The sequence below is a fragment of the Allokutzneria oryzae genome (assembly GCF_042429765.1).
Lineage (GTDB): Bacteria > Actinomycetota > Actinomycetes > Mycobacteriales > Pseudonocardiaceae > Allokutzneria > Allokutzneria oryzae.
Genome location: NZ_JBHLZU010000018.1, coordinates 775,600 through 800,548, shown reverse-complemented (window position 1 = coordinate 800,548; position 24,949 = coordinate 775,600). Strand labels below are relative to the sequence as shown.

General features: G+C 70.1%; 24 protein-coding genes. 11 read left to right on the top strand and 13 right to left on the bottom strand.

What is annotated here, in order from left to right; genetic code table 11:
- Positions 1-139 precede the first annotated feature (139 nt).
- Positions 140-775 (top strand): TetR/AcrR family transcriptional regulator, encoded by a 636-nt coding sequence (locus ACFFQA_RS22950; RefSeq protein WP_377855696.1) that lies wholly within the window; start codon positions 140-142, stop codon positions 773-775.
- Positions 772-1,269: a nuclear transport factor 2 family protein gene (locus ACFFQA_RS22945; RefSeq protein ID WP_377855693.1), complete on the top strand. Its 498-nt coding sequence runs from the start codon at positions 772-774 to the stop codon at positions 1,267-1,269. Before ACFFQA_RS22950 ends, ACFFQA_RS22945 begins: the two co-directional genes overlap by 4 nt.
- A gap of 15 nt (positions 1,270-1,284) precedes the next feature.
- Here ACFFQA_RS22945 and ACFFQA_RS22940 read toward each other — a convergent pair whose 3' ends face one another.
- The 3 genes from ACFFQA_RS22940 to ACFFQA_RS22930 form a co-directional block, all read right to left on the bottom strand.
- Positions 1,285-1,485 carry a DUF433 domain-containing protein gene (locus tag ACFFQA_RS22940; RefSeq protein ID WP_377855690.1) on the bottom strand — a complete coding sequence of 67 codons (201 nt, stop codon included), beginning with the start codon at positions 1,483-1,485 and terminating at the stop codon, positions 1,285-1,287.
- A gap of 80 nt (positions 1,486-1,565) precedes the next feature.
- On the bottom strand, positions 1,566-3,074 hold the full coding sequence (locus tag ACFFQA_RS22935; RefSeq protein ID WP_377855687.1) for a sodium:solute symporter family protein: 1,509 nt from the start codon (positions 3,072-3,074) through the stop codon (positions 1,566-1,568).
- 174 nt (positions 3,075-3,248) lie between these two features.
- The gene (locus ACFFQA_RS22930) at positions 3,249-3,845 is read right to left on the bottom strand and encodes a TetR/AcrR family transcriptional regulator (protein WP_377855684.1); all 597 of its coding nucleotides are present in this window, start codon (positions 3,843-3,845) and stop codon (positions 3,249-3,251) included.
- Positions 3,846-3,906: 61 nt separating this feature from the next.
- Between ACFFQA_RS22930 and ACFFQA_RS22925 the strand changes: the two genes are divergently transcribed.
- The 3 genes from ACFFQA_RS22925 to ACFFQA_RS22915 all read left to right on the top strand — a co-directional run bounded on the left by ACFFQA_RS22925 (position 3,907) and on the right by ACFFQA_RS22915 (position 7,732).
- Positions 3,907-5,073 carry an MFS transporter gene (locus ACFFQA_RS22925; protein WP_377855681.1) on the top strand — a complete coding sequence of 389 codons (1,167 nt, stop codon included), beginning with the start codon at positions 3,907-3,909 and terminating at the stop codon, positions 5,071-5,073.
- A gap of 60 nt (positions 5,074-5,133) precedes the next feature.
- Complete coding sequence (locus tag ACFFQA_RS22920) at positions 5,134-5,766, top strand: LysE family translocator (RefSeq protein WP_377855679.1); 633 nt, start codon at positions 5,134-5,136, stop codon at positions 5,764-5,766.
- Between the two features lie 133 nt (positions 5,767-5,899).
- Positions 5,900-7,732, top strand: a complete 1,833-nt coding sequence (locus ACFFQA_RS22915) for an acyl-CoA dehydrogenase (RefSeq protein ID WP_377855676.1) — start codon at positions 5,900-5,902, stop codon at positions 7,730-7,732.
- 174 nt (positions 7,733-7,906) lie between these two features.
- On the opposite strand, the gene ACFFQA_RS22910 is transcribed toward ACFFQA_RS22915, so the two are convergent.
- From ACFFQA_RS22910 to ACFFQA_RS22895, 4 genes are all read right to left on the bottom strand, one after another.
- The gene (locus ACFFQA_RS22910; RefSeq protein ID WP_377855673.1) at positions 7,907-11,134 is read right to left on the bottom strand and encodes a VanW family protein; all 3,228 of its coding nucleotides are present in this window, start codon (positions 11,132-11,134) and stop codon (positions 7,907-7,909) included.
- Between the two features lie 74 nt (positions 11,135-11,208).
- Positions 11,209-11,529, bottom strand: a complete 321-nt coding sequence (locus tag ACFFQA_RS22905) for a GroES family chaperonin (RefSeq protein WP_030429961.1) — start codon at positions 11,527-11,529, stop codon at positions 11,209-11,211.
- 108 nt (positions 11,530-11,637) lie between these two features.
- Positions 11,638-13,455, bottom strand: a complete 1,818-nt coding sequence (locus ACFFQA_RS22900) for an NHL domain-containing thioredoxin family protein (RefSeq protein ID WP_377855977.1) — start codon at positions 13,453-13,455, stop codon at positions 11,638-11,640.
- 176 nt (positions 13,456-13,631) lie between these two features.
- Entirely contained in the window at positions 13,632-14,012 is a 381-nt protein-coding gene (locus tag ACFFQA_RS22895; protein WP_377855670.1) for a PIN domain-containing protein, read from the bottom strand.
- A 357-nt stretch (positions 14,013-14,369) separates the two neighbouring features.
- Between ACFFQA_RS22895 and ACFFQA_RS22890 the strand changes: the two genes are divergently transcribed.
- Complete coding sequence (locus ACFFQA_RS22890) at positions 14,370-15,125, top strand: SDR family oxidoreductase (protein WP_377855668.1); 756 nt, start codon at positions 14,370-14,372, stop codon at positions 15,123-15,125.
- Here the strand turns inward: ACFFQA_RS22890 and ACFFQA_RS22885 are convergent.
- Both ACFFQA_RS22885 and ACFFQA_RS22880 read right to left on the bottom strand, forming a co-directional pair.
- Positions 15,120-15,629, bottom strand: coding sequence for a GNAT family N-acetyltransferase (locus tag ACFFQA_RS22885; protein WP_377855666.1), 510 nt, complete (start codon positions 15,627-15,629; stop codon positions 15,120-15,122). The two genes, ACFFQA_RS22890 and ACFFQA_RS22885, sit on opposite strands and share 6 nt — an antisense overlap.
- Complete coding sequence (locus ACFFQA_RS22880; protein WP_377855975.1) at positions 15,626-16,978, bottom strand: serine hydrolase domain-containing protein; 1,353 nt, start codon at positions 16,976-16,978, stop codon at positions 15,626-15,628. The genes ACFFQA_RS22885 and ACFFQA_RS22880 overlap by 4 nt, the downstream gene beginning before the upstream one ends.
- Before the next feature lie 563 nt (positions 16,979-17,541).
- Here ACFFQA_RS22880 and ACFFQA_RS22875 point away from each other — a divergent pair.
- Complete coding sequence (locus ACFFQA_RS22875; protein WP_377855664.1) at positions 17,542-18,075, top strand: GNAT family N-acetyltransferase; 534 nt, start codon at positions 17,542-17,544, stop codon at positions 18,073-18,075.
- Here ACFFQA_RS22875 and ACFFQA_RS22870 read toward each other — a convergent pair.
- Both ACFFQA_RS22870 and ACFFQA_RS22865 read right to left on the bottom strand, forming a co-directional pair.
- Positions 18,068-18,865 carry an SAM-dependent methyltransferase gene (locus ACFFQA_RS22870; protein ID WP_377855662.1) on the bottom strand — a complete coding sequence of 266 codons (798 nt, stop codon included), beginning with the start codon at positions 18,863-18,865 and terminating at the stop codon, positions 18,068-18,070. The genes ACFFQA_RS22875 and ACFFQA_RS22870 overlap by 8 nt on opposite strands.
- Before the next feature lie 2 nt (positions 18,866-18,867).
- On the bottom strand, positions 18,868-19,509 hold the full coding sequence (locus ACFFQA_RS22865; protein WP_377855660.1) for a phosphatase PAP2 family protein: 642 nt from the start codon (positions 19,507-19,509) through the stop codon (positions 18,868-18,870).
- 163 nt (positions 19,510-19,672) lie between these two features.
- On the opposite strand from ACFFQA_RS22865, the gene ACFFQA_RS22860 reads away from it, so the two are divergent.
- Genes ACFFQA_RS22860 through ACFFQA_RS22845 form a run of 4 tightly spaced genes read left to right on the top strand, consistent with a single transcriptional unit; the run spans position 19,673 to position 23,930 of the window.
- On the top strand, positions 19,673-20,161 hold the full coding sequence (locus ACFFQA_RS22860; RefSeq protein WP_377855658.1) for a MarR family winged helix-turn-helix transcriptional regulator: 489 nt from the start codon (positions 19,673-19,675) through the stop codon (positions 20,159-20,161).
- A complete protein-coding gene (locus ACFFQA_RS22855; RefSeq protein ID WP_377855655.1) occupies positions 20,124-22,658 on the top strand; it encodes a PEP/pyruvate-binding domain-containing protein in 2,535 nt (844 codons plus the stop codon). The genes ACFFQA_RS22860 and ACFFQA_RS22855 overlap by 38 nt, the downstream gene beginning before the upstream one ends.
- Before the next feature lie 44 nt (positions 22,659-22,702).
- Positions 22,703-23,170, top strand: coding sequence for a hypothetical protein (locus tag ACFFQA_RS22850; protein ID WP_377855652.1), 468 nt, complete (start codon positions 22,703-22,705; stop codon positions 23,168-23,170).
- 16 nt (positions 23,171-23,186) lie between these two features.
- Positions 23,187-23,930, top strand: coding sequence for an alpha/beta fold hydrolase (locus ACFFQA_RS22845; protein WP_377855649.1), 744 nt, complete (start codon positions 23,187-23,189; stop codon positions 23,928-23,930).
- Positions 23,931-24,155: 225 nt separating this feature from the next.
- Here the strand turns inward: ACFFQA_RS22845 and ACFFQA_RS22840 are convergent, their stop codons facing one another.
- Together ACFFQA_RS22840 and ACFFQA_RS22835 are read right to left on the bottom strand one after the other, a co-directional pair.
- Positions 24,156-24,425: a DivIVA domain-containing protein gene (locus tag ACFFQA_RS22840; protein ID WP_377855646.1), complete on the bottom strand. Its 270-nt coding sequence runs from the start codon at positions 24,423-24,425 to the stop codon at positions 24,156-24,158.
- Positions 24,426-24,547: 122 nt separating this feature from the next.
- Positions 24,548-24,919: a hypothetical protein gene (locus ACFFQA_RS22835; protein ID WP_377855643.1), complete on the bottom strand. Its 372-nt coding sequence runs from the start codon at positions 24,917-24,919 to the stop codon at positions 24,548-24,550.
- Positions 24,920-24,949: the final 30 nt, after the last annotated feature.

Here is a 24,949-nt window from a genome sequence, read left to right as displayed (position 1 = left end):
GCCACACTTTGCCCAATCGGGCGACCCTCAGCAAGGTGCATCCGCGTGTAATTGCTTGATGTCGGTCCGTCACAGCGAGACCACGTCGGCGCGACGCTACCTGACAGCTGTTAGGTAACTCGGGTACGCTACCTAACCGATGTCAGGTAACGAGCGGTCCCCACGCAGGAAGCGGCTCCGGCCGGAAGACCGACGCGCGCTCATCGTCGCGGCGGCGGCGGAGATCTTCGCCGCGCACGGCTACGACAAGGCGTCCATGCGCGAGGTCGCGAAAGCGGCGGGAATCAGCACGCCGGTGCTCTACGACCACTTCCCGTCGAAAGCCGGGCTCTACGCGCACCTGCTCGAAGCGCACGCCACGGCGTTCATCGAGCATTGGTCGGCACCGGAACCGGCGGAGACACCGGAACAGCTGGTCACACGGTCCCTCGACGCGATTTTCTCGTGGATCGAGGGCAACGAGCACGCGTGGCGAATGATCTTCCTGGACACGCCGGGCGACGCCGAGGTCGCCAAGGCGCACCGGCGCGGGCAGGAGCTCGCCACCCAGCGGCTCGCCGGGCTGTTCCACCAGATCCCCGAGCTGTCGCTCTCGGTGGAGCTGGAGCGGGCACGCGCCGACGAGCTCCTCGCCGAGACGTCGAAGTGGGCGGTCAACGCCCTCGCGGCGTGGTGGTGGCGGAACCGAGACGTGTCACGGGAGCAGGTCGTGCTCCTCGCCAGGGACCTGCTGTGGCGGGGTTTGGCTTCGACGACGACGAGGAGTGGGACATGAGCCTGGAGCGAGCGGAAGCCACCACGGAGCGGTTCCGGCTGGCGGGCGAGCGCGGCGACGCGGACCTGGCGGTCTCGACCATGGCTGAGGACGTGGTGCTGCGGTCGCCGCTGACCGAGCGCGGCACCTTCTCCGGCAAGGAGAGCGTGCGCGAGATCTTCGAGGCGGGGTTCAGCAGCATCAGCGACATTCGGTTCCACACCGATATCGGCGACGACCGGCAGCGGGCGCTGTTCTACCGGGGCCGGGTCGGCGACGTTGCGATCGAGGAATGCTCACTCGTGCGGCTGGACGACAACGCGCAGATCGCCGAGGTGACGCTCTTCATCCGGCCCTTGCCCGGTATCACCGCGGTGATGGGCGCGATCGGACCGAAGATCGCACGCCGCTACGGCAAGCCGCGGATGGCCGTGTTGTTGTCGGTGCTGACCAAGCCGTTGCGGCTGATGGTGGGTTCCGGCGACAAGCTCGCGGCCCGGGTGCTCAAGCGCTGAGAAGGCCGTCCCGGGTCAGCGGGAGCCGGCGTGCTGGAACTCGACGCAGGCCACGATGTCGGCCGGGGTCAGCTCCGGGTGGCGCTGGATGATCTCCTGCTCGCTCAGGCCCTGGCAGACCAGTGCGACGACCGAGGAGACCGAGATCCTCGTGCCGGTCACCAGCGGAACACCCTGAAGGACGTCGGGGTCGATCGAAATCTCCTGGAGAGCCACGAGCTCATCATCGACCATCGCCGCCGGCGAAGACAAACAACCCCGGGCGGTGTCACCGCCCGGGGCTGCTCGCGTTCGGATCAGGCGGTCTTCGCGGTCTCCTGCACTGCGGCCCCGTCGGTGGACAACGAGTCGATCAGCTCGTCGCGCCGGTTGTCCCGCTCCGGCTTGACCAGGCCGACCAGCACGTAGAGCACCAGCGAGGTCAGCAGCGGGAACGCGACCAGGGCTTCCTTGTCGATGACGACCCCGCTCTGCTGGCTGATGTAGAGCGCCGCCCAGACGCCGAGACCCGAGACCACCGACGCGAGCGCCGCCGCGGGCCCCATCCTGCGGAACCACGGCAGCAGGCCGAGCATCAGCGGCACCGCGATCGGCCCCATGGTGGCGGCGACCAGGTCCACGACGATCTTGAGCACCCAGCCCTGGCCACCGGAGGTGACCGCGATCAGCATGCTCGCGCCGATGAAGACGAACGTGGTGACCCGCGCCAGCTGGAGCTGCCGCTCCGCGCTCAGGTTCCGCACGCCCTTCCACAGGTGCGGCAGCATGTCCCTGGTGATCACCGCGGAGATCACGTTGGCGTCCGAGGAGACCATCGCCATGGTGTGCGAGAAGAACCCGGCGAGCACCAGGCCGATCATCCCGGCCGGCAGCATGATCTTGCCGAGCTCGATGTAGGCGTCGTCGGCAGAGGCCAGCCCCGGCACGATCAGCGGCGCCGCCCACATGGGGAAGAACAGGATCAGCGGCCACACCAGCCACAGCACGCTGGACAACAGCGCGGAGCGCTTGGCGGCGGCCCCGTCCGGCGCGGCCATGTAGCGCTGCGCCAGGTTCCACATGCCGCCGTTGTACTCAAGGGTCTTGATGATGAACAGCGCCATGAAGAAGGTCGCGGTGTAGGGCTCGCGCAGCGGCTCGCTGTTGGCGGCCGGGAGCTGCCCCCAGATCTCCCACATGAACTGGATGCCGCCGAAGTGCGCGGCGACGGCGACGAACATGACGATGCCCGCGGCGGCCTGGATGAGGAACTGGCCGAAGTCGGTGAGCGCGTCGGCCCACAGCCCGCCCATCACCGAGTAGACCATCGTGACCAGGCCGACGATGAGGATGCCCCAGGTGATCGGGACCCCGGCGAACCCGCGCAGCAGCACGGCGACCGCCGCCCACTTGGCCGCGATGTCCACGACCTTGAGCAGCGTGCCCGCCCAGGCCATCACCTGCTGGGTCGGCACGTTGTACCGGGTGGCCAGGTACTCCAGCGGCGAGGCGACCCCGTGCTTGGCGCGCAGCCGGTTCCACCGCGCGGAGAACACGAACGCGCCGATGCCGATGCCGACCCCGATGGTCAGCGCCCACCAGACGTAGACGGTCAGTCCGAGCCGGTACGCCTCGCTGGCGAAGGCCACGAACATGACGGCGCTGTAGCCGGACATGTGGTGCGAGATGCCGGACAGCCACCACGGCATCTTCCCGCCAGCGGTGAAGAAGTCCAGCACGTTCTTGATGCGCGTGCGGGACCACCAGCCGATGCCGACCATCACGAAGAAGTACCCGCCGACCACGATCCAGTCGAGGGTCCCCATGAGACCTCCCAGGGTTGTGCGCGAAGCCTGCGCACCGTGAGGGCACCGGGGACCGTTCGGCGACGACGGGGGCTGGCGGACCCCCTGCCCCTCGGCATCCCGCACGGGATTGCTGAGTGGCTTACGTCATACGGCCGGGACGCTGGTTAACGGAATGGTTACGGACGAACCGAGTCACACTCGTGATTGTTGTTCACGTACATGACCGATGGCGGCCTCGGCGAAGTCTCCGATGTGGTGCTTGAGCCGTTCGCGCCCTTCGTCCGTGTCGACCTCCTCCCCCAGCACCAGGCGCGCGATCTGCGGCACCACCACCGGCCACGAGCACAGCGCCATGAACATGAACAGGTACGGCGCGGCCTCCTCGGCGCTGTCCAGCCCGATCGCGTCGGCCATCGCCCTGTTCTTGCGCACGTAGTGCTCGACCCGGCTCTGCCGGTTGGGGCACGAGCCGCCGCCCTGCATGCCCTCCCAGACCAGCAGGCGCACCAGGTCGGGCCGCTCCCGGTGGAAGTCGTGCACCCGGCGCACGTACTCCCCGATGTCCTTGCCCGGGGCGCCGACGAACTCCATGACCTCGTCCAGCACCTCGTCGAGCACGGCGTCGAAGAGCTTGCCCTTGCTCCCGAAATAGCCGTAGATGCGCTCCTTGCTCACCCCCGCGCGCTCGGCGATGCGGTCGACGCGGGCACCAGCAGCCCCGTGAGCTGCGAATTCGACGCGAGCGGCGGCGAGGAGGCTGGCCTTGGTGGCACTGGGGTCCCTGGACATGCTCCAACGCTACCAACTGGTTGGTTGACTACCAACCAGTTGGTTGGTTAGCGTTCCCGGCATGCACTCGCCCCCTGCGACAGCCCAGCGGCGGACCTACGCCCCGCTCGGCCGGACCATCTCCGCGTTGGGCGTCGCCGCCCTGCTCGTGGTGAGCCAGCTCTACGCGTCCATCCCGTTGTCCGCCCTGGCCGCGGCCGATCTCGGTGTCCCGGAGTCGGCGCTGGCGTGGTCCTCGACCGGTTTCGGCCTGGCCTACGCCTTCGGCTTCCTCTTCCTCGGCCCGCTCTCCGACCGCTTCGGCCCGAGCCGGGTGATGGTCGTCGGGCTCGCCGTGACCGCGCTGACCACGGCGGCCGTCGCGCTCGCGCCCGGCGTCAGCGGACTGGTCGTCCTCAGGGCGTTCCAGGGCTTCACGGCCTCGGCGTTCGGTCCGGCCGCGCTCGCCTACGTCGGCGCTCAGATCGACCCCCAGCGCCGCGCGGTCGCCTTCACGCTCTTGACCAGCGCGTTCGTCTCCTCCGCGGTGATCGGCCAGGTCGGTGCGCAGCTGCTCGGTGACCTGGTCGGCTGGCGGGCGGTGTTCGTGATCAGCGGGATCGGCCTGCTCGCGTGCGCTGTCTGGCAGAAGCTCGTCTTGCAGCCGGAGCCCGCCCAGCCCGCGGCGGTGACCGTGTCACCGTGGCGGGTCATGGTCGAGTTGCTGCGGAACCGGCGACTGGCGCTGCTGTTCGCGGCCGCGTCGACCCTGCTCGCGGGGTTCGTCGGCGCGTACTCCGGCATCCAGATCACCGGGCTCGCCGACCAGGACGGGCTGCTGTGGCTGCGGGCAAGCGCGTTGCCGGCGATGGTGCTGACCGCCGTGGCGGCACCGCTGGTGACCAGGATCGCGGCATCGCGACGGGCCGTGCTGGCGCTGGGCTTGTCCGCGGTCGGCGCCGCGATCACGGCCGCGTCCGGCGGCGGTCTGGTGCTGATCGGAGTCGGCATGTTCGTCTTCTCCGCCTGCGTCGTGGCCGCCGGTCCCGCACTGGTGGAGTCGATCAGCGACAACGCGGGCCCGGCGCGCGCCACCGCCGTGTCCGTCTACTCCTTCGTGCTGTTCATCGGCGCGAGCCTCGGCCCGCAACTGGCCGTGGTGCTACACGACGCCGGGTTCTCGGTGATCGCGCTGGCCATCGCCGCCCTGCTGTCGCTCGGCACCCTGCTCGCCCGCCTGGCCAGGTAGCGGCGTGAGCGCGCCCACAACGGTGTGGGTGCACTCGCACCGGCGGCGCACACTTCCGACATGGATGCCCTGACCTGGCCGTTCGTCGTCACCTGCCTCGCCGTCGTGATCGCGCCGGGCCCGTCCCTCGCGGTGATCATCGACCAGTCGCTGCGCGCAGGGCGGGTCGCCGGGCTGGCCACGGTCCTCGGCAACACCAGCGGCCTGGTGTTCTGGGCGTTCGCTTCGGCCTTCGGGCTCACCGCGCTCGTGCGGACTTCGGAGATCGCGTTCGTCGTGCTCAAGGTCGTCGGCGCGATCTACCTCGTGTGGCTCGGGGTTCAGGCCTTGCTGCGGTCGCGGCGGCGGCGCGAGGAGGAAGCGGCCGCCGGGCCGGTGCAGCGCGGTCTGCTCGCCTCCTACCGGGCAGGGTTGCTGGCGAACCTGGCGAATCCCAAGGCCGCGGTGCTCTATCTCGCACTGCTCCCCCAGTTCCTGCCCGTCGGCGGCACCGTGTTCGCCGGGACGGCGTTGCTCGCCGGAGCGCAGATGCTGATCAGCACGTCCTGGTACACGCTGGTGGTGCTGGCCGTCGGGGCCGTGCGGCGGTTCCTGGCCCGGCCCGGCGTACGCGCCAGGGTGGACCAGCTCAGCGGCCTGGTGCTGGTCGGTATGGGTGTCCGGATGGTGACGCTCGGTCGCACCGCGGCCTGACTTCACCCGCCCGTGACATCAGTTCTCCTGTCCGTCGCTTGCTAGCGGTTACCCATGGGTAATATCCTGTTGTTACCGGCTAGTAGGGGAGCGCCCCTCGGCCAGCAACCCGCGATGACCCGGGAGCAACGAGATGGGCCACTACAAGAGCAACCTGCGCGACCTCGAGTTCAACCTGTTCGAGGTGTTCAAGATCCAGCAGCGACTGGGCAGCGGGCCGTTCGAGCAGGCCGACGAGGACACTGCCCGCGGCGTGCTGACCGAGCTGAACACCCTGGCGACCGGTCCGCTGGCGGAGTCCTTCGCCGACGCCGACCGCAACCCGCCGGTCTTCGACCCCAAGACGCACTCCGTGACGCTTCCGGAGAGCTTCAAGGCCGCCTACCAGATGCTCATGGACGGTGAGTGGTGGCGGCTCGGCGCCGTCGACGAGCTCGGCGGCTTCGGCATCCCGCCCACCGTGCAGTGGGCCGCCGCGGAGCTGATCCTCGGCTCGAACCCGGCGCTGTTCATGTACATGGCGGGCGCGAGCTTCGCCAGCATCGCCCACGCCAACGGCACGGACGAGCAGAAGCACTGGGCGCAGCTGATGGTCGACCGCGGCTGGGGCGCCACCATGGTGCTGACCGAGCCGGACGCGGGCTCCGACGTCGGTGCCGGTCGCACCAAGGCCGTGCTCCAGGACGACGGCACCTGGCACCTGGACGGCGTGAAGCGCTTCATCACCTCCGGCGACCAGGACATGACCGAGAACATCATGCACCTGGTGCTGGCCCGCCCCGAGGGTCCGGGAATCGAGGTCAAGCCCGGCACCAAGGGCCTGAGCCTGTTCCTGGTGCCCAAGTTCCACTTCGACCCGAAGTCGGGCGAGCTGGGTGAGCGCAACGGCGCGTTCGTCACCAACGTCGAGCACAAGATGGGCATCAAGGCGTCCACCACCTGCGAGCTGACCTTCGGCCAGCACGGCGTGCCCGCCAAGGGCTGGCTGCTCGGCGAGGTGCACGACGGCATCGCGCAGATGTTCCAGGTGATCGAGCACGCGCGGATGATGGTCGGCACCAAGGCGATCGCCACGCTGTCCACCGGCTACCTGAACGCGCTGGAGTACGCCAAGGAGCGCGTGCAGGGCGCGGACCTGACCCAGATGCTGGACAAGACCGCGCCCCGGGTCACCATCACCCACCACCCGGACGTGCGGCGCTCGCTGATGCTGCAGAAGTCCTACGCCGAGGGCCTGCGCGCGGTCTACCTCTACACCGCGACCTTCCAGGACCAGATCCGCGCGGGCGAGAACGCGGAGCTGGCGAGCCGGGTCAACGACCTGCTGCTGCCGATCGTCAAGGGCGTCGGGTCCGAGCGCGCGTACGAGATGCTCACGCACTCGCTGCAGACGCTCGGCGGCTCCGGCTTCCTGCAGGACTACCCGATCGAGCAGTACATCCGCGACGCGAAGATCGACAGCCTCTACGAGGGCACCACGGCCATCCAGTCGCTGGACTTCTTCTTCCGGAAGATCGTCCGCGACAAGGGCCAGGCGCTGGCCTTCATCGCCGGTGAGATCCAGCAGTTCCTCGCCGACGAGAGCGGCAACGGCCGCCTCAAGGAGGAGCGCGCGCTGCTCAAGCAGGCCCTAGAGGACGCGCAGGGCATGCTCGGCACGCTGATCGGGTTCCTGACCTCCTCGCAGGAGGAGCAGCGCAACCTGTACAAGGTCGGCCAGAACACGGTGAGCCTGCTGATGAGCATGGGTGACCTGCTGATCGGCTGGCTGCTGCTGAAGCAGGCCGACGTCGCGCTGGTGGCGCTGGACTCCGGCCCGTCGGCCAAGGACAAGTCCTTCTACGAGGGCAAGGTCGCGGCGGCGAGCTTCTTCGCCAAGAACGTGCTGCCGGAGCTGTCCTCGCGCCGCAAGATCGTGGAGAGCACGGACAACTCGCTGATGGAGATCGACGAGTCGGCCTTCTGAGCTGGTTCTCCTTCTGGTTGAACCCATGAGTCCCGGTCGGGATGGGAGGCGGCGGTGCCAGGGCAAAGGCACCGCCGCCTCTTTCTTTCCCCGCCGCCGGGCTGCGACCCGGACACGAGAAGGGCCCCTCGGAACTCGGCGTTCCGAAGGGCCCTTCGTGGTTCGTGCTCCCGCTCAGCCGCCCGCGGGAGGCGCGCCGCACACGACCTTGTGCTGCGGGTTGTAGCGGACCGTGCGGTCCTCGCGGCGCACGTGGCCGGTCGCCAGGTCCTTGATGGTCCTGGTGTCCTTCACGCTGAAGCCGCCGGAGCCCGAGCTCGCCGTGCAGGGCTGGCCGTACGGGATCTCCTTGACCTGCGGAGCGGTCTGCGCGAACTCGCCGCTGGTCTGCGACGTCACCTCGTAGGTCTTGGTGCCCCACATCTTCACGGTGATCGAGTTCGACGTCCAGATCGTCTGGATCAGGATGCCGGTCTTCGTGTCGTTCTTGAACTTCACGTCGATCACGCTGCTGCCGTTGGGGTTCTGGAAGACCGTGGCCTCCCGGCCCTTCGGGTACCGCGAGATGTAGAAGCTGTGCTCCTTGTGCGCCACGTCGACCATGCCCGCGAAGTACGCGGCGTTGTAGAGCGTGGTGGCCATCTGCGAGACACCGCCGCCGACCGCCCGGCTGAGCTCGCCCTTCTCGATGATCGCGGCCTCGACGTAGCCGGTCGCGGCGGTGCGCGGGCCCGTCCTGCCGTTCATGCTGAAGGTCTCGCCCGGCTTCACGATCGCGCCGTTGATCTGCTCGGCGGCCCGCTTGATGTTGCGGCCGGAGTCCGCGGCGAAGCCCTTGGTCTCGAACTCGGCGACGAGCTGCTTGACGCCGAGCGCGTTGGCCTGCTCGGTGGTCAGCTTCGCCGGCAGCTGCGAGTAGGTGGCCTTGATCTGGCGGTCCTGCGGCTTGCGCAGCACCTCCAGCGCGCCCGCGAGGGTCTTCTCCCAGTCGACGCCCCTGCCGTCGGTTGACGGCTTGACCACCGGCTTGCCGCCCTCGATGACGATCTCCGCGTCCTTGCCGGGCTTGTCGGTGGACGCCAGCTGCGGGCGGGCGACCTCGGCGACCTTCGGCACGTCCAGCGAGGCGGCGAGGCCGCCCTTGCCGTCGGACTCGAAGCGCATCGCGTTGCCGATCGCGACCGGCGGGACCGTGGCGTTGCCACCCTCGCCGAGCACGGTCAGCGGGCCGGACACGGCGGGCTTGGCGACCTCTTCGAGCGCCTTGCGCACGCCCTCCGGGGTGGAGACGACCGGCTCGACCACGACCGGCAGGGCGACCCGCGTGCCACTGGCCCACGCCGACTTCAGCACCGGGATCGCGGCGGGGGCGTCCAGCTTCTGGCCTGGCTTGGGGTCGATCGGCTTGGGCCTGCCGTCGGTGAACGCGATGGTGCCCTCTGCCGGCAGCCGGTCGGTGATCTCGCGCAGGTGCTCCAGCGCGCCGCTGACCTTGCTCTCCTCGGCCGAGGTGATCACGCCGAGCTCGGTGGTGGTGAAGAACGAGGCGATCCTGGTGAACGGGTTGTACGACTGCTCGCCCGCCTGGTCCAGGGTGCCCTGCCAGTTCATCGCCAGCCCGGCCTCCTGCGGCGAGACCTCGGTGTCGACGTCGCCGACCCGCAGCGCGACGGGCTTGCCGAGCCGCGGCTCGATCTGCTCGCGCAGCTTGCGCTCGGCGGAGGTGCGGTCCATGCCGCCCACGTCCACCCCGGCGACCGTGACGCCACGCGGCACGGTGCCTTGGGAGAGCAGGAGGTCACCGACGTAGAGCACGCCGAACAGGCCGATGACGGAGGCAGCCGCGAGCAGGACCTTCTTGCGGCGGCCCGCCTTGGGCTCGTCCTCGTCGTCCTCGGGCAGCGGGTGGATCGTGGTGGAGCTGTCGATCGGCGGCGTCGGCGGTGTCGGCGGCTTGGCGTTGAAGACCGCCGTCGCCTTGGCCGGGGGGACCACCGCGGTCGGAGCGGCCGTGGTGGCCGCGTCGATCTTGGGGATGCGCACCGTGTCGGACTCGGGGTCGATCGGGCGCCCCGATCCGAGCCCTTGCGGCCGGATCGCGGAGGTGGCCTGGTCGATCCGGTTGGTCGCCTGCTGGAGCGAGTCGACGCGGACGGCCGTTGTCGGCTGGTCGACGCGGTCGGCGCCCTGCTTCGCACCGGAGCCGACGGCCTTGGTCGGCTGGTCGATCCGGTTCGTGCTCTGGTCGAGGTCACCGCCGGGCCGTGCCTGCTCGGCCTGGCCCACCGGGCGCACGAACGTGGTCGCCTGTCCCTGCTGCGGCTCGGCCTTCTTCGCGTCGCCGACCGGACGCGCGAAGGTCGTCGCCTGCTCGGGCCGCGGGGCGGGCCGGGCCTTGGCGTCCTCGGCGGAGCGCTGGCCGTTCTGCTCGGCCGCGGGGCGCGGCGTCGCCGGAAGCTGTTGGAAGACGACCGTCTCGGTCTGCTCGGCGACGTTCTGGAACAACGCCGCCCCGGAAACCGTCGCCTGCTGAGCGGGCTTGTTCTGCTGCTGCGCGTCCTGCTGCTCGCGCTGGACCGGACCGCTGTCGTGGCGCTGCTGCTGAGCCTGGTCGCGGCGCACAGGACCACTGTCATGACGCACGGGCGGCTGGGCGGCGGACTGCTCCCGCTGCACCGGGCCGCTGTCGTGGCGGTAGGGCTGCGGGGCGGGCGGCTGCTCGCGACGGACGGGACCGCTGTCGTGCTGCGACTGCTGCTCGCGCTGCACGGGGCCGCTGTCGTGACGCGGCGGCTGCGCGCCTTCAGGTCGCGGCGCGGCGCCGTTGTCGGGGCGCTGCTCGGGGTTCTGCCACTGCTGGCCGCCCTGCTCCGGGCGCGGCTGCACGCGCTGGTACTGGACGTTGCTCTGCGGCTGGCCCTGGTTCCACTGCTGCTGACCGGGCTGGATTCTGGGCTGCGGCCCGCTGTGGTGCACCGGCGGCTGGCCGGGCGCTCCGTGCGGAGCGGGCTGCTGCGGCTGCTGCGGCTGGGGTGCGTTGTAGTGCACGCGGGGCATGCCGTCGTTGGGCGAGATGCTCTGCGGAACGCGCTGCTGGGGACCGCTGTGATGGACCTGCGGCGAGGACGGCTGGGGCTGCGGTGCCGACGGTTGCGCAGCCACGGGCGAAGCCGGCTGGGCCGGCGCCTGGGACGCGGCGGGAGCCTCCTCCTCGGGCTCGGGCCGTTCGGTCCCGGGCTTGGCCGCGGACATCCACTGGATGCGCTTGGTCGTGCGCTCCGCGCTCACCGGACGCTGCTCCGACCCGGTGGTGTCACCGGTCGTTGGTGTCGCGGGTGTCGACGCAGCCGGTGTGGAGTCGTGCTCCGGCTGCGAGTCGGGCCTCCCGTTGTCGTCCGACACCGTGTCCCCTCCTCCAGGTGCGCTCGGCAAACACGCGTCCGCCTATCGGCCGACGGACACGCCGAGAACACGAATCACAGATACAGACCCGTACCGTGCTCGGTCCGCTCGCTGGCTACCGCGTGCAGATCGCGCTCGCGCATCACGAGGTAAGCCTCGCCCTGCACCTCGACCTCGAACTGGTCCTCGTGGTTGAACAACACCCGGTCACCGACCTTGACGGTCCTGACGTGGTTGCCCACCCCGAACACCTCGCCCCACGACAAGCGCTTCGCGACCTGGGCGGTCGCCGGGATCACGATCCCACCGCCGCTTCGCCGCTCCCCGGCCTCCCGCACGACTTTCACCATGACGCGATCGTGCAGAAGCTGGATTTCGAGCTTGGCATCGGGCACCAGCGGAGTTTACTTGGCGCGACCGGGTGGGCTACCACGGATCCCGGTCACACACCAGACCTTCGTTGCGGTGTAAAGCGCGAGCACCTGGCCCCACGGTGACCCAGATCACTCCGCCGAGTCGTCCATTCCGCCCATGACCAGGGGCAACCTTCGCGGTGCCCCGCCGCTGACGCGGACAGGGACGCCCCAGTCCTGACGGGCCAGCCTGCACACCGGGTGCTCGGCATCGACGTCGCAGCTGGCGGCCTGGGCGACCACGTGCAGCACGCCGGAGGCGATGCCCTCGGCGATCACCAGGCGACGGCTCAGCCCGGTGCCGACGCCCGCGCCCTCGACCAGCAGCTCCGGCGGCGACGAGGTGATCTCCAGCCGGGTCGGCGGGCCGTAGCGCTCGTCCAGCTTCTCGCCGGGCGGCGGGGTGAAGACGACCACGAGCTCGACCTCGCCGGAGGCGATGTCGGTGGGCAGGCGGCGCACCTGCTGCGCGGCTCCGGCCACCAGCCGCGCGCTGAGCCCGGGTGGCACGGGCCGTTCCAGGCGGTGCGCCGCGGAGGCGATGACGACGAGCTCGCCGTCGACGATCAACGCGCCAGAAGGCTCGGCGACCTCGGTGGCGAGCGTGGAGACCTCGTCGCTCACCGGGTCGTAGCGCCGGACCGCGCCGTTGTAGGTGTCGCAGATCGCGACGCTGCCGTCGGGCAGGACCGCGAGCCCGAGCGGGTGCTGCAGCAACGCCTGCCCTGCCGGACCGTCCCGGTGCCCGAAGTCGAACAACCCCTCGCCGACCGCCGTGCGCACGGTGAAGCCGTCGTCCGCCTTCTCGATCCACCGCAGCGCGGAGGTCTCCGAGTCGGCGAGCCACAACCGGTCCTCGCTCGCCGCCAGTCCGGAGGTCTGCGCGAAGAAGGCCTGTTCCGCCGCGCCGTCGCGCAGCCCTTCGACGGTGGTGCCCGCGAAGCGGGAAACCTCGCCCGACAAGGGGTCGAACAGCCCGATCGTGTGGTTCCCCGCCATCGCGACGACCACCCCGTTCGCCGGCGGCCACCACAGCACGTCCCACGGGCTCGTGAGATCGACCTCCAGCCCAGGACCGTCGGTCTCCCCGTCCCGCCACTGGTTCCCAGTACCGGCCACAGTGGACACTCGCCCGTCCGCGAGCCGGACTCCGCGCAACAGGTGGTTCACGGTGTCGGCGACGACGACGTCGTACCCGACCCGCTCGGCGACCTCCTGCGGCAGGAGGGCGAGCCCGTTGGGCTCGGAGAAGCTCGGCGCGTCCCCGTCATCACGCCCCCGCGAGCCGGAACCGATGCGGCGCACCAGGTTCTCGCCGGTCGCGTCGAGCTCGGCCAGGCTGTGCCGTCCGGAGTCGGCGACCAGGATCGTCCCGTTCGGGGTGAGCACTGCCTTGGCGGGGAAGCGCAGCGCGGTCTCCGGCGCGGCCGGCGGAACGTACGGCCCGTCGCCCCGGTGCAGCGTGCCCTTGGCCTCGTGCTCGGCGACCACCTCGCGGATCACCCTGCGCAGCGCCTCGGCGTGCCCCTCACCCGCGGCGACGTGCACGACATAGCCCTCGGGATCGACCAGCACGAGCGTCGGCCACGCGCGCACGGCGTACTGCTGCCACGTGGTCAGCTCCGGGTCGTCGAGCACGGGGTGGTGCACCTCGTAGCGCTCGACGGCGGCCTTCACCGCGTCCGGATCGGCCTCGTGGGTGAACTTCGGCGAGTGCACGCCGATGGTCACCAGCACGTCGGCGAACTCCTCCTCGATCGGCCGGAGCTCGTCGAGCACGTGCAGGCAGTTGATGCAGCAGAAGGTCCAGAAGTCCAGGAGGACGACCTTGCCCCGCAGGTCGGCGAGCCTGACGTCGGCCCCTCCGGTGTTCAACCAGCCACGGCCGACCAGCTCGGGAGCGCGCACCCTGGCGCGAGGCTTCGCAGTCGTCACGTCTTATCGCAACACGACCTGCCGTCCGCGGTGTTCCCGTCCCACTTGCTGGGACCCGTCCGCTCAGGCCCAGCCAGGTGGACCACGTGGGGCCGGAGGCGAACGCCACGGCGCTGAGGTCGGAGCCGATGTGGCGGGGCAGGAGGCGGTCAGCGGACCGAGCGCGGGCCGAGCACCTCGGCTCCGAGTGCGGTCACCCTGGCGCGGAGGGCGCGGTCGGCGGTCACCACCGCGCAGCGGCGGCCGGGCGCCTCCGCCCGGACCAGGTCCACGATCGCGTCGTCGCCGGAGCCGGGGGCGGCCAGCACCCGGACGCCTTCGACCTCGGTCACTCCCCTGGCAGCGCCCTCGACGACGAGCACCACTTCGAGCGGAGCGCCGAGGGACGGCAAACCATTGGTGTGCAACGGGATCAGCGCGTCACGGAGACGCTCGTTCGCGCCACGGCGGTCGCGCCACCAGCCGTCCGGCACCGAGCCGACAACGTTGGCCGCGTCGACCACCAGCAGCGGTAGCGGGTTCCTGTCCACGGCACCAGCCTGCCAGGCACTCCGCGAGGGCCGTAAGTTTGGCAATGCGGGCGCATTGCCAAACTTGCCCGCCAGTGGATACGATGCACTCGCATTGGAAATGACCTGGGTGATCGCAGGGATCCGGACCGAGGGGGTCGGGTTCACTGGGGGAACGTTCGCCCAACCCCTTGTCGGGGGGACCGAGCCGCTCTGGGGGAGATTGGCGCGGTCCTCCCGGCAACGGTGCCGGTCCGTCGCTCCGCACCGCTCACCCGAACATTTCCGCTGTCAGAAGCCACGCCGCGTGGATGCAGCTGTCACATCGCGAACCCGGATCTCGTCCTCCTGACGCAACAGCTCAGGAAGGAGCGATCGATGCGGGTTCTGGTGACAGGTGGGACGGGCACGCTGGGCAGGGCACTGGTCCCGACGCTGACCCGCGCGGGTCACGAGGTGCGGGTGACGAGCAGGCGGGAGCACGAGGGCGACGAGTGGGTTCGCGCCGACCTGGCCACCGGGGACGGCGTGGCGGAGGCGGTCACCGGGGTCGACGCGGTCGTGCACCTGGCTTCGGCTCCGTACAAGGGGAAGTACACCGCGAAGGTCGATGTGGACGGCACTCGGCGGCTCGCGGAGGCCGCGCACACCGCCGGGGTCCGGCACCTGCTCTACGTCTCGATCATCGGTGTCGACCGCATCCCGTTCGGCTACTACCGGGTGAAGCTCGCCGCGGAACAGGTCGTGGCCAACGCCGAGGTGGGCTGGTCCGTGCTGCGGGCTGCGCAGTTCCACGACCTGCTGGAGACGGCTTTCCGGGCGCTGACCAGGCTGCCGTTCGCCGTCGCCGACCCCCGTATCACCGCGCAGCCCGTCGCGACGCGGGACGTCGCCGCACACGTCCTGGCCATGCTGGAACGCGGTCCGAGCCTGGCGGTCGAGGAGTTCGGCGGGCCCGAGGTGCTCGACTTCGAGCAGGCGCTGCGCGCGTGGATGACGGCGCGCGGAGTCCGGCGGCCGGTGCTGCGGATCCGGGTACCGGGCAAGGCGGGCCGGGCGTTCCGCGGTGGTCACCTGACCACCACCGCCCAGCCCACCGGCACCGTCACCTGGGCCGAGCACCTGCGGTCATAGCGTGCGGACGAAGGAGATCCGGTCAAGACCGGGGCCGTCGTAGTCCGGCTGCACCCACACCCCGTCGACCACCTTCTCGCCCTGCTCCACCAGGAAGCCCAGCGCGGTGTGGAAGGCCAGCGACGTCGTGTTGGACGGACTGGTGATGCAGTGCACCCGCTTGCGCCCGTGCTCCCGAGCGAGGTCGAAGAAGCATTGGTAGAGGCTGCGCGCGAGGCCGGAGCGCCGCAGTCCCGGATCGACACCGACGAAGTGGATGTACGCGGCGTCGGTGTCGGTCTGCGACAGGAACCCGATCAGGAAACCGACCAGCCGATCGTCGGCGTCCTCGACGAGCCAGCTGGTGGTGGTGAAGTGCTGGAAGTACAGGCGGGGCAACAACAACGCGCGTTGCTGCGACCCCGCCTCGCCACCGAGGCCGCCCCACCACTCGTCCAGGACCGCGAGCACCCGCAGCTGGTCCTCGGGCCGGGGGTGGCGCAGGCGAAGTCCCTCTCCGATCACTGCCCGCGCCACCCCTGGGGGTCGACACCGCCGGGCACGGCCGCATCCGGGTCGTACGGGGTCCTGGTGAAGACGAACGTGTTGAGGTCGAGGTGGCTGACCGAGCCGTCGGCCCTGCGCACCACGCGCAGCTCCTCGCCCGCGTAGTAGCCGTCGAGCCCGATCCACGCGCCGTTGCCGTCGCGGCGGAAGCGCGATGCCCGGCCCCTGCCGTTGAGCGGGGTCAGGTCGATCATGCCCTCCGGGCGCAGCCGCAGCGCGTAGCCCATCGGCCCCCAGTACCACTGGCCGGTCAGCGCGAGCAGCTCACTGTCCACATCGGACTGCGGGGTCCAGGTGGCCGGGATGCGCGGCTCGTGCTCGGCCATCAGGTCGAAGAAGTCGGTCAGCAGCATGTAGCCACCGCCGGAGGTGGTGTTGGCCAGGAACAGCACGCCGGTGCTGTCCTTCGGGTCCACCCACACCGTGGCGAGGAAGCCGGGCATCGAGCCGGTGTGCCCGGCGACGCGCCTTCCCTTGTGCCGCATCAGCTGCAGGCCGAGCCCGTGGCCGCCGCGCCATTCGTCGGCGTCGTCGACGATCGCGGGCTCGCGCATCTCCGCGACGGTGTCCGGGTGCAGCACGTCGCCGGTGTCGCCCCCCAGGAACGCCGCCCAACGCGCGAGGTCCGTCGCGGTCGACCACAGCTGGCCGGCCGGGGCCATGGCGCCACCGTCGTGCGAGGGCTCCGGCAGCAGCACGTCGGCCCACGGGTGCACCGCGTAGCCCTGCGCGTGCGGGGCCTCGGCCAGGAAGGTGGTGCGGCCCATGCCGAGCGGCTGGAGGATCTCGGCGCTGACCGCTTCCATCCAGCTCATCCCGCGCGCCCGCGCGATGATCTCGCCGAGCAGGCCGAATCCGAGGTTGGAGTAGTGGAACCGGCGACCTGCGCGGTGCGGCATGGACTCCTTGCCCAGCAAGGAGATCAGCTCGTCGGCGGAGACGCCCGGAGTGCGCTCCCACCACTCGCCAGGCGACTCGGCGGTCAGCCCGGAGGTGTGCGAGAGCAGCTGCGCGACGGTGCTCGCGCCCGCGGGGGTGCCCGGGACGAAGCGGTCGAGCGGGTCGTTGAGGTCGAGCTTGCCCTCGTCGCGCAGGCGCATGATCAGGGTCGCGACGAAGGTCTTGGTGATCGAACCGATCCGGTACTGGGTGTCCGCGGTCGGCTCGGCGCCGTCCACCCGGCCCCTGCCGCCGATCCACACCGGCTCCCCGTCGCGCACCACGGCGGCGACGATCGACGGGACGCGGTTCTCGCTCTGGTCGACGGCGAGCCGGCGCAGCAGCGCGCGCTGGGTACCGGCCAACAACTCGGGCATGCGGGTTCCTCCCTGAACGGCTACGCCGGGAAGTCCATCACATGCGCGCGGAGCCGCCCAACCGTTTGGCGGAACGGCTCCGTCAGCAGTACTACTCCGCGCACTCCTGGTCGTGCTGGACGTCGATCGCATAGCTCGCGTTCGGATTACCGGGAACCGGGGCCCATCGACCGTTGGTGCCGTTGGACCATTCCGGACAAGCGATGAGCAGTACTTTCGATTGAAGTCGATTCCGGTTCCGCGTGGAGTGCGAACTCCCGGATAGGCATTGATGACGGCGACGGCCCGGTCGGCGAGGCGGCCTGCTCCTCCACCATGCCCAGTTTGAGGTCACCCGGCCCGCTTGGGCGGCCGAACCGACAAGGACGGCACCGACCACGCGCACCTCATTTCACTCCCCTCTTCAACGAAAGCCTCGAACTTCCACACAAAGGAGAACAGGCAAGCCACCGAACTGTTACTGGGAAAAGGAGGAGATCGAACAGGCATCTCCGAGCAGAATGTGCTGCGCGGCGGTGACCAGCGGAGTCGGGCCGAGTTCAACAGGAGGAACAGTGAACGTGGTCATCCGAACGGCCCAGCTCCCGGAGGACAGCGCGGAGATCCTCGCGGTGGACCGGAGGTTCGGCACCCGCGAGGTCCTGCGGGTCGAGCTCACCGGGGACACGTTCGCGCTGACCACCGTGCCGCTCGCCGAGGAGCTGACCAAGGAGTACGAGATCGACCCGCTCGACGACCCGGAGCGCGACGGCGACCACGTGCTCGTCGCCGAGGTGGACGGCCGGGTCCGGGGGTTCCTCTCGCCGCGCTACGACGCCTGGAACCGCAGGCTGGTGATCTCGGAGATCTTCGTCGACGCCGCCTGCCGCGGCGCGGGCGCCGGGCACGCGCTGGTGGAACGGGCGACGGAGTACGGGCGCTCGCGCGGCGCGACGCACGTGTGGCTGGAGACCAGCAACGTCAACGTTCCCGGGGTGCGCGCGTACCGGCGGATGGGTTTCGAGCTGTGCGGCCTGGACACGCGGCTCTACGAAGGCACACCGGACGCGGGCGAGGTCGCGCTGTTCCTGGCCCGGTCGATCAGCTGAGCGGTTTCCTGCCGACCCCGCAGCACCAGGACTTCCACCGCTCCTCGGAGTCCGGTCGCCAGTCCGAGAGCCGCACGACGCCGGGATCGACGAGGTCCAGACCGGCGAAGAACGCGGCGACCTCGGCCGAGGTGCGCACGACGATCGGGCTCGTCGTGCGCTGGTAGACCTCGCGCACGGTCTCGAAGCTCGACGTCTCCTCCTCGGAGAAGTGTTCGTTGGTGCCGTGCGAGACCACCAGGTAGCCGCCGGGCGCGAGCCGGTCGACGTACCCGGCGACCATGGACCACGGGTCTTGCGAGTCGGGGACGAAGTGCAGCACCGCGACCATCAGCACGGCGACCGGCCGGCCGAAGTCCAGCAGGTCGCGCACGTCCGGCTCGTCGAGCAGCCGTGCCGGATCGCGCATGTCGCCGAGCACCGCGGCCGCGTTGGGGTTGTCCGCGAGGATGCGCTTGCCGTGGCCGACGGCGATCGGGTCGATGTCGACGTAGACCACCCGCGCGTCCGGGCACTCCCCCTGCGCGATCTCATGGACGTTGCCGATGGTGGGAATCCCGGACCCGAGATCGAGGAACTGCCGGATTCCCTTGCCCACCAAGTACTTGACCGCGCGGCGGAGGAAGGACCTGTTCGCCCGCACGGCCAACCGCACTCCGGGGAACGCCCGCTCGGCCGCCGCGGCCGCCTCGCGGTCCACCGCGAAGTTGTGCGAGCCCCCCAGGAAGTGGTCGTACATCCGAGCGGCGCTCGGCCGCGTCAGGTCGATCTCCTCCGGGATCCAGCCCACGGTCAGCGACGAACCCTGGGCAGGACAACGGTCTCGTCCTCCGCGGGGACACGGGGCAGGACGACGGTGGCGTCCGCACCCGGCTGCAGGTCGGCCTCCTCGGCTTCAGCCTGGAAGTACTTGCGCCGCACCAGCTTCGCCCCCCACCACACGAGGAACGTCGCGACCACGCCGACGACCCCGCCCATGATGATGTCGGAGGGCCAGTGCACGCCGACGAACACCCGGGAGACCGCGACGAGCACGGCGGGCAGCGCGAGCAGCCAGCCCCACAGCGCGGAGACGAAGATCCCGACCACCAGCGCCACGGTGATCGCGGCCGTCGCGTGGTTGCTGGGGAAGGAGACCCCGGGATCGTGCTCGACGAGCAGGTTGACCTCGCGGGTCTGGAACGGGCGTTCGTGGAAGGCCATCATCCGCAGGACCCGGTTCACCAGGAAGCCGAGCAGCAGGGCGGCGCCGACCTGACCGACCATCCAGATGTTGGTCGTCCGATCCTGGTGCCGCATGGCCAGCAGGGACACGATCCCGGCCGCCGCGAACAGCAGGTAGATCAGTGGCCCGGCGGCGAAGAGCATCACCGCGTCCAGGGTGGGGCTGCTGTGAGCCATGCCGTTGATCAGGTCGAATAGCACGTCCTGCATGGTGTCGCTACTCCCACTCGGTGAACGTCCGCTGACATTGGCGTCCCCCGATCATCCCAGCCTAGCCAGAAACGCTTCCGCCGTCCGTTATTCACCAGGCGTTGATTTTCCACCCCGGGCAGCGCTAACGTGCACCCATGCACTAGTTGCAAAGACGCAAACATTGGAGGACGCCATCAGCGCCCACGACAGCAACCGCGTCGCCGAGGAGATCGGCGCGGTGCGCAGAGAGCTCCTGTCGGACTTCCTCGTGTCGGTGGTCCGCAGGGCAGGCGACCTCCAGCTCGTCCACGTCGCGACGCTCTACGTGCTCGACGCCGGCCGCGCACCCACCGTCAAGGACCTCGCCGACCACATCGGCCGCTCGGTCTCGGCGACCAGCCGGATGGTCGAGCAACTGGTCGTGAGGGGACTCGTCGGCAGGCGCGAGGACACCGAGGACCGGCGGGCCAAGCGAGTGCACCTCACCGACGAGGGGCGGGAGTTCCTGCGTGGCTTCGAACGCACCAGGGCCGAGGCGCAGCTGGGGCTGATGGCGTACCTGTCAGAGGAGGACCAGCGGATCGTCGCGCGGTCGACGACGCTGCTGGCTGAAGCCGCGAGGAGACATCGCGATGAGCACAGGGCAGCAGCAGGGGAAGCACCGGGCTAGCGGCGCCGAAGGGGTGGTGCTCGACCTGGCAGTGCTCGACGGCGGAATGGGCGAGCTGGTCGGCGGCAAGGCGGCCAACCTCGGGGAGCTGGTCAAGGCGGGGATTCCGGTGCCGCTGGGGTTCTGCGTCACCACGGACGCCTACCGAAGGATCACCGACGTCACCGGCCCGGTCTCCGAGCGCGACCCCGCCGCGGCCCGCGAGCTGCTCCGCTCCGCGCCGATCCCCGCCGACATGGCCGAGGAGATCGTCTCCGCGTACCACGCACTCGGCGACGACGTCCCCGTCGCTGTGCGCTCGTCCGCGACGGCGGAGGACCTGCCGAACGCGAGCTTCGCCGGCCAGCAGGACACCTGTCTCAACGTGGTGGGCGCCGATGCGGTGCTGGACGCGGTGCGCCGGTGCTGGGCGTCGCTGTGGACCGACCGCGCGGTGAGCTACCGCGACTCCAACGACATCGACCAGAGCACCGTGCGCCTGGCGGTCGTGGTGCAACGCATGGTCGACGTCGACGTCGCGGGCGTCATGTTCACGGCGAACCCGGTCACCGGCACGCGTTCGGAGTTCGTGGTCGACGCCAGCCCCGGCCTCGGCGAGGCGGTCGTCTCCGGCGTGGTCAACCCGGACCACTTCGTCGTGGCGGCGGACGGACGCGTCCTGGACCGCAGGCTCGGCGACAAGCTGGTGGCGATCAGGGCGAAGGCCGGCGGCGGGACCGAACACGTCGAACTGTCCACAAAGGATGCCTGCCTGACCGACGAGCAGCTGAAGCTGTTGGTAAAGCTGGGAAAGAGGGTTCAGGACCACTACGGGACACCCCAGGACACCGAGTGGGCGTTGGACGACAAGGGCGAGTTCTGGCTCACCCAGTCCCGCCCGATCACGACGCTGTACCCGATCCCTGTGTCCACTGAGGACGGTGTGCGGGCGTACTTCTCCGCCAATGTGGCACAGGGCCTGTTCTGCCCGTTCACCCCGGCGGGACTGGCGGGCATGCGGCTGGCGATGGGCGCGGGCGCGAAGGCGTTCGGCTTCGCCTTCGGTGACCCGGTCGACGGCCCGCCGGTGTTCACCGAGAGCGGCGGCCGCATCTACATCGACATCACCAGTGCGCTGCGGAACCCCGTCGGCAGAGCGCTCGTCCCTCGGATGCTGGACATGATGGAGAGCCGGTCGGCTGAGGTCTTCCGGCAGCTCACCGAAGACCCCCGCTTCTCGCTCACAACCACCAGGCGCGGACCCGCGCTGCGTCGGCTCATCAAGGCCGCGCTGCACGTCGGCGCCCCGTTCAGGGCCGCACACGCGCTGCTTCGACCGGATGCCATGCGTGCGAGAGCGTACGGCTACGCCGAGGAGATCGACCGGCTCACCAGGACGCGGCCGGGGCTCACACCCGTGCAACGGCTGGACTTCGTCGAACACATCTTCGAGGACGTGACGATGCCGAGGGTCGTGCGGATCATGCCGGTCGTGCTCGGCGGCTTCGGCCTGATCAACGCGATGCCGAAGCTGATCGGCGACCCGGACTGCACCGACGACGTTCGCGTCGTGCTCAAGGGCATGCCGCACAACGTGACCACGGAGATGGACCTCGAACTGTGGCGGATCGCCACGTCCGGCTCGGACGGTGACGTCGACCGGTTCCTGGCGAGGTACGGGCACCGCGCAGTTGCCGAGATCGACCTCGGGGTCCCGCGCTGGTCGGAGGACCCGACGCACGTGCGCGGCATGATCGCCAACTACCGCAGGGCCGAGGCCCCGGGGTGGGCCGCGGACAAGCAGTTCGAGAAGGGCGTCGCCGAGGCCGAGGCGATGATCTCGCGGCTGACCAGGCGCGCGGGACGGCGCGGCTGGCTGGTGAACAGGGCGCTGCACCGGATCCGCGCGCTCGCCGGTGTCCGGGAGCTGCCGAAGTACTGCCTGGTGCTGGCGTTCGCGCGGGCGCGCGAGCAGCTCAAGCTCGTCGGCGCGGAGCTGGCGGCGTCCGGCGTGGTCGGCGAGCAGGACGACGTGTTCTTCCTCGACTTCCACGAGATGCGGGAAGCCCTGCGGGGCGAGGACTTCAACGAGACCGCCACGCGGCGCCGGGCCGACTACGACCGCGAGCAGCGCAGGCGGCACGTGCCGAGGCTGCTGCTCTCCGACGGCACCGAGCCCGAGGCCGTCTGCGCGGCCGTCGACGGTGCGCTGACCGGGACCGCGGCCTCCCCCGGCACGGTCACCGGCGTCGCCAGGGTGGTGCTCGATCCGATCGGTGCCGAGCTGCACCCCGGCGAGATCCTGGTCGCCCCGTCGACCGACCCCGGCTGGACTCCGCTGTTCCTGACGGCAGGCGGGCTGGTGATGGAGATGGGCGGCCCGAACTCGCACGGCGCTGTGGTGGCGCGCGAGTACGGCATCCCCGCCGTGGTCGGCGTCGCGCGGGCCACCCAGGAGATCGTCACTGGTCAGACCATCACGGTGCACGGCTCCAGCGGCTCGGTCGAGGTTTCTTGACGGCCATCGTCAAGTGCTTTACGGTCATCGTCAAGGAGGCCGCGATGACCCTTGAGGTGACCGAGGCGGAGCTGGCCGAGCAGCTCGCCGCGCTGGTCGGCACCCGCCTGCTGGACCCGCTGGAGATCCTGCTCGGCGCGGACTGGACGCTGACCAAGCTGGAGCGCAGGACCAGGACACAGGCGGCGGTCTGGGCGAAGGAGCTGCTCGGCCGGAGCGACCGGACCGCGACCCAGACCGCGGTGAGCCTGATCGCGACGCTGTACCCGGGCGACGGCCCCTTCGACCCGCCAGCGGCGTGGTGGCAGACCCCGTTCGGCCAGGTCGTGGCGTACCGCGTCGGCCACCCGACCATCGCGGGCCTGTCCTACTCGACGGCGGGCGCGATGCTCGGCGTCACCAAGCAGGCCGTGCACGACCTGGTCAACCGCGGGAAGCTCGTCCGCCACGAGGACGGCGGCGTGACCTCGGAGTCGGTCCGCCTGAGACTGCGCCAGCGGAGCCGTCGATGACCTTGGGGTGTCCATAGTGGACTTCACGGATGTTGTTGTTACTGGCCCTGTTCCGATCGCGGCGCGAGACTTCGGCGGAACCGGGCAACCGGTGGTGCTGCTGCACGGCCTCGGCGGCGGCAAGGAGAACTGGGCCGGCTTCGCCCCGATGCTCACCGCGAAGCACCGCGTGGTCGCGCTGGACCTGCGCGGTCACGGCGACTCCGGTGACGCGCCGTGGGACTGGGAGGGCGCGGTGGGCGACATCTCGCGAGTCGTCGCGCACTTCGGCCTCGAAGCACCGGCGGTCGTGGGCATGTCCCTCGGTGGTGGCCTCGCCGTGCTGTGGGGCCAGTCCCAGCCGAGCTGTCCGGGTGTGGTCAACATCGACGGCGGCCACCGCCACGTCAGCGACGCCCGGCAGTACTCCGACGCGACGGGGCTGCACGAGCTGAACGCGCTCTTCGACGCCCAGGCGAAGCTGGTCCCCCGCCCCGGCCCGGAGATCCTGAAGCCGCTCCGCCTCGGCCTGACCGGCCTGGACCTGTTGTCGCGCTACGAAGAGCTGTCGTGCCGGTGCCTGGTGTTCACCGCGACACGCGGCCTGCCGGGCATGGAGGCGTTCGAAAACCTCGGCGTGGTGTACCGCGACGGCCTGAACCGCGACCTCGCCGAGGTGGGCAACCCTCTGGTCGAGGTCGTCGAGTTCGACGGCAGTCACGCCATGCTCTTCGAACGACCGGCGGAGATCGCCGACCGGGTGCTGGAGTTCCTGGGCTAGCGCCTGTCCTCCAAGTCGTCCCCATCCCCCCGAGGCGGCTCCGCCCCCGCACCCCCCTGAGCTGGCCGACGTGGCCGGGGGTGGCCGGGGTTCTCGCGTTTTGTCACCTTGATGCGCGAAAGAGCGCTCTCATTTCGCGTTTAGGTGACAAAACGCGAATTGAGGGGGATGCGGGTGAGGGCGCCAGGGGGTGGTGAGGTGGTGCTACCACGTGCAGGACACGACCTAGCCGGCCGTTCGCTGCGCCCGCTCCAGCAGCTCCTGCTCGATGAGGTCGAGGTAGTTGTCGACCTCCTCCTCGTCGAACCCACCAACGCCCAGTGACGTGCTGAAAGCGACGTTGTGCACCTGTGTCGCGGTCACGTTGCCCCGGCCGTCCAGGGTGTTCGCCACCTCGGCGAGAAACCCGACGACCTCGACCTCGCTGTAGCCGCGCCGCCCGAGGCCCGCCTTCGTGAAGCGCACTTCCCGCACGTCGTCCGCGGTGAGAGCCATGCTCAGTCCTCCCAACGGGTAACCCGTCGAAAGTATTAGCCCGCTCCCACCGCCCGGCCACTCGAAACCAACCGACGCGGTCTACTTGGGACGAACAGCGGGGTGAGGGCACGCCCCCCAGGTCAGTGCCAGCCAGTGCAGTGGAAACGGCCGTTGACCTCGGAACAGGCGCGCCAGCTGTAGTTGGCGCGGTTGAACTTCTTCGACCAGCCCTGCCCTCTGCCGAGCGGACCCTCCCAGGTGCGCCCGCCGTCGAGAGAGCGGTCCAGGTGGGTGTAGTAGTGACCGTTGTCCCAGCCCGCCATCGTCCGGTCGCTGCCGTAGAACAGGACGGAAATCTTGTGGCCACCGCTGATGGTGTCCCGGCACATCCAGCCGCCGGCAACGCCGTTGGGCTCACAGGCGCTCGCCTGCGCGGCGGGAGCGGCGAGCACCATGCTTCCCGCCGCAGCCGCGGTGACGAGCGCTGCGGCGATCTTCTTCCTGACGTGCATGGCTCCCCCGATGTCGCTTGTCCACAGTGG

Bases quoted from the DNA above. Each gene is read 5' to 3' on its own strand.
- ACFFQA_RS22840 (WP_377855646.1), bottom strand. From the start codon at position 24,425: ATGGCTCTCACCGCGGACGACGTGCGGGAAGTGCGCTTCACGAAGGCG.
- ACFFQA_RS22855 (WP_377855655.1), top strand. From the start codon at position 20,124: ATGAGCACAGGGCAGCAGCAGGGGAAGCACCGGGCTAGCGGCGCCGAA.
- ACFFQA_RS22850 (WP_377855652.1), top strand. From the start codon at position 22,703: ATGACCCTTGAGGTGACCGAGGCGGAGCTGGCCGAGCAGCTCGCCGCG.
- ACFFQA_RS22950 (WP_377855696.1), top strand. From the start codon at position 140: ATGTCAGGTAACGAGCGGTCCCCACGCAGGAAGCGGCTCCGGCCGGAA.
- ACFFQA_RS22890 (WP_377855668.1), top strand. From the start codon at position 14,370: ATGCGGGTTCTGGTGACAGGTGGGACGGGCACGCTGGGCAGGGCACTG.
- ACFFQA_RS22935 (WP_377855687.1), bottom strand. From the start codon at position 3,074: ATGGGGACCCTCGACTGGATCGTGGTCGGCGGGTACTTCTTCGTGATG.
- ACFFQA_RS22920 (WP_377855679.1), top strand. From the start codon at position 5,134: ATGGATGCCCTGACCTGGCCGTTCGTCGTCACCTGCCTCGCCGTCGTG.
- ACFFQA_RS22835 (WP_377855643.1), bottom strand. From the start codon at position 24,919: ATGCACGTCAGGAAGAAGATCGCCGCAGCGCTCGTCACCGCGGCTGCG.
- ACFFQA_RS22925 (WP_377855681.1), top strand. From the start codon at position 3,907: ATGCACTCGCCCCCTGCGACAGCCCAGCGGCGGACCTACGCCCCGCTC.
- ACFFQA_RS22915 (WP_377855676.1), top strand. From the start codon at position 5,900: ATGGGCCACTACAAGAGCAACCTGCGCGACCTCGAGTTCAACCTGTTC.
- ACFFQA_RS22945 (WP_377855693.1), top strand. From the start codon at position 772: ATGAGCCTGGAGCGAGCGGAAGCCACCACGGAGCGGTTCCGGCTGGCG.
- ACFFQA_RS22865 (WP_377855660.1), bottom strand. From the start codon at position 19,509: ATGCAGGACGTGCTATTCGACCTGATCAACGGCATGGCTCACAGCAGC.
- ACFFQA_RS22930 (WP_377855684.1), bottom strand. From the start codon at position 3,845: ATGTCCAGGGACCCCAGTGCCACCAAGGCCAGCCTCCTCGCCGCCGCT.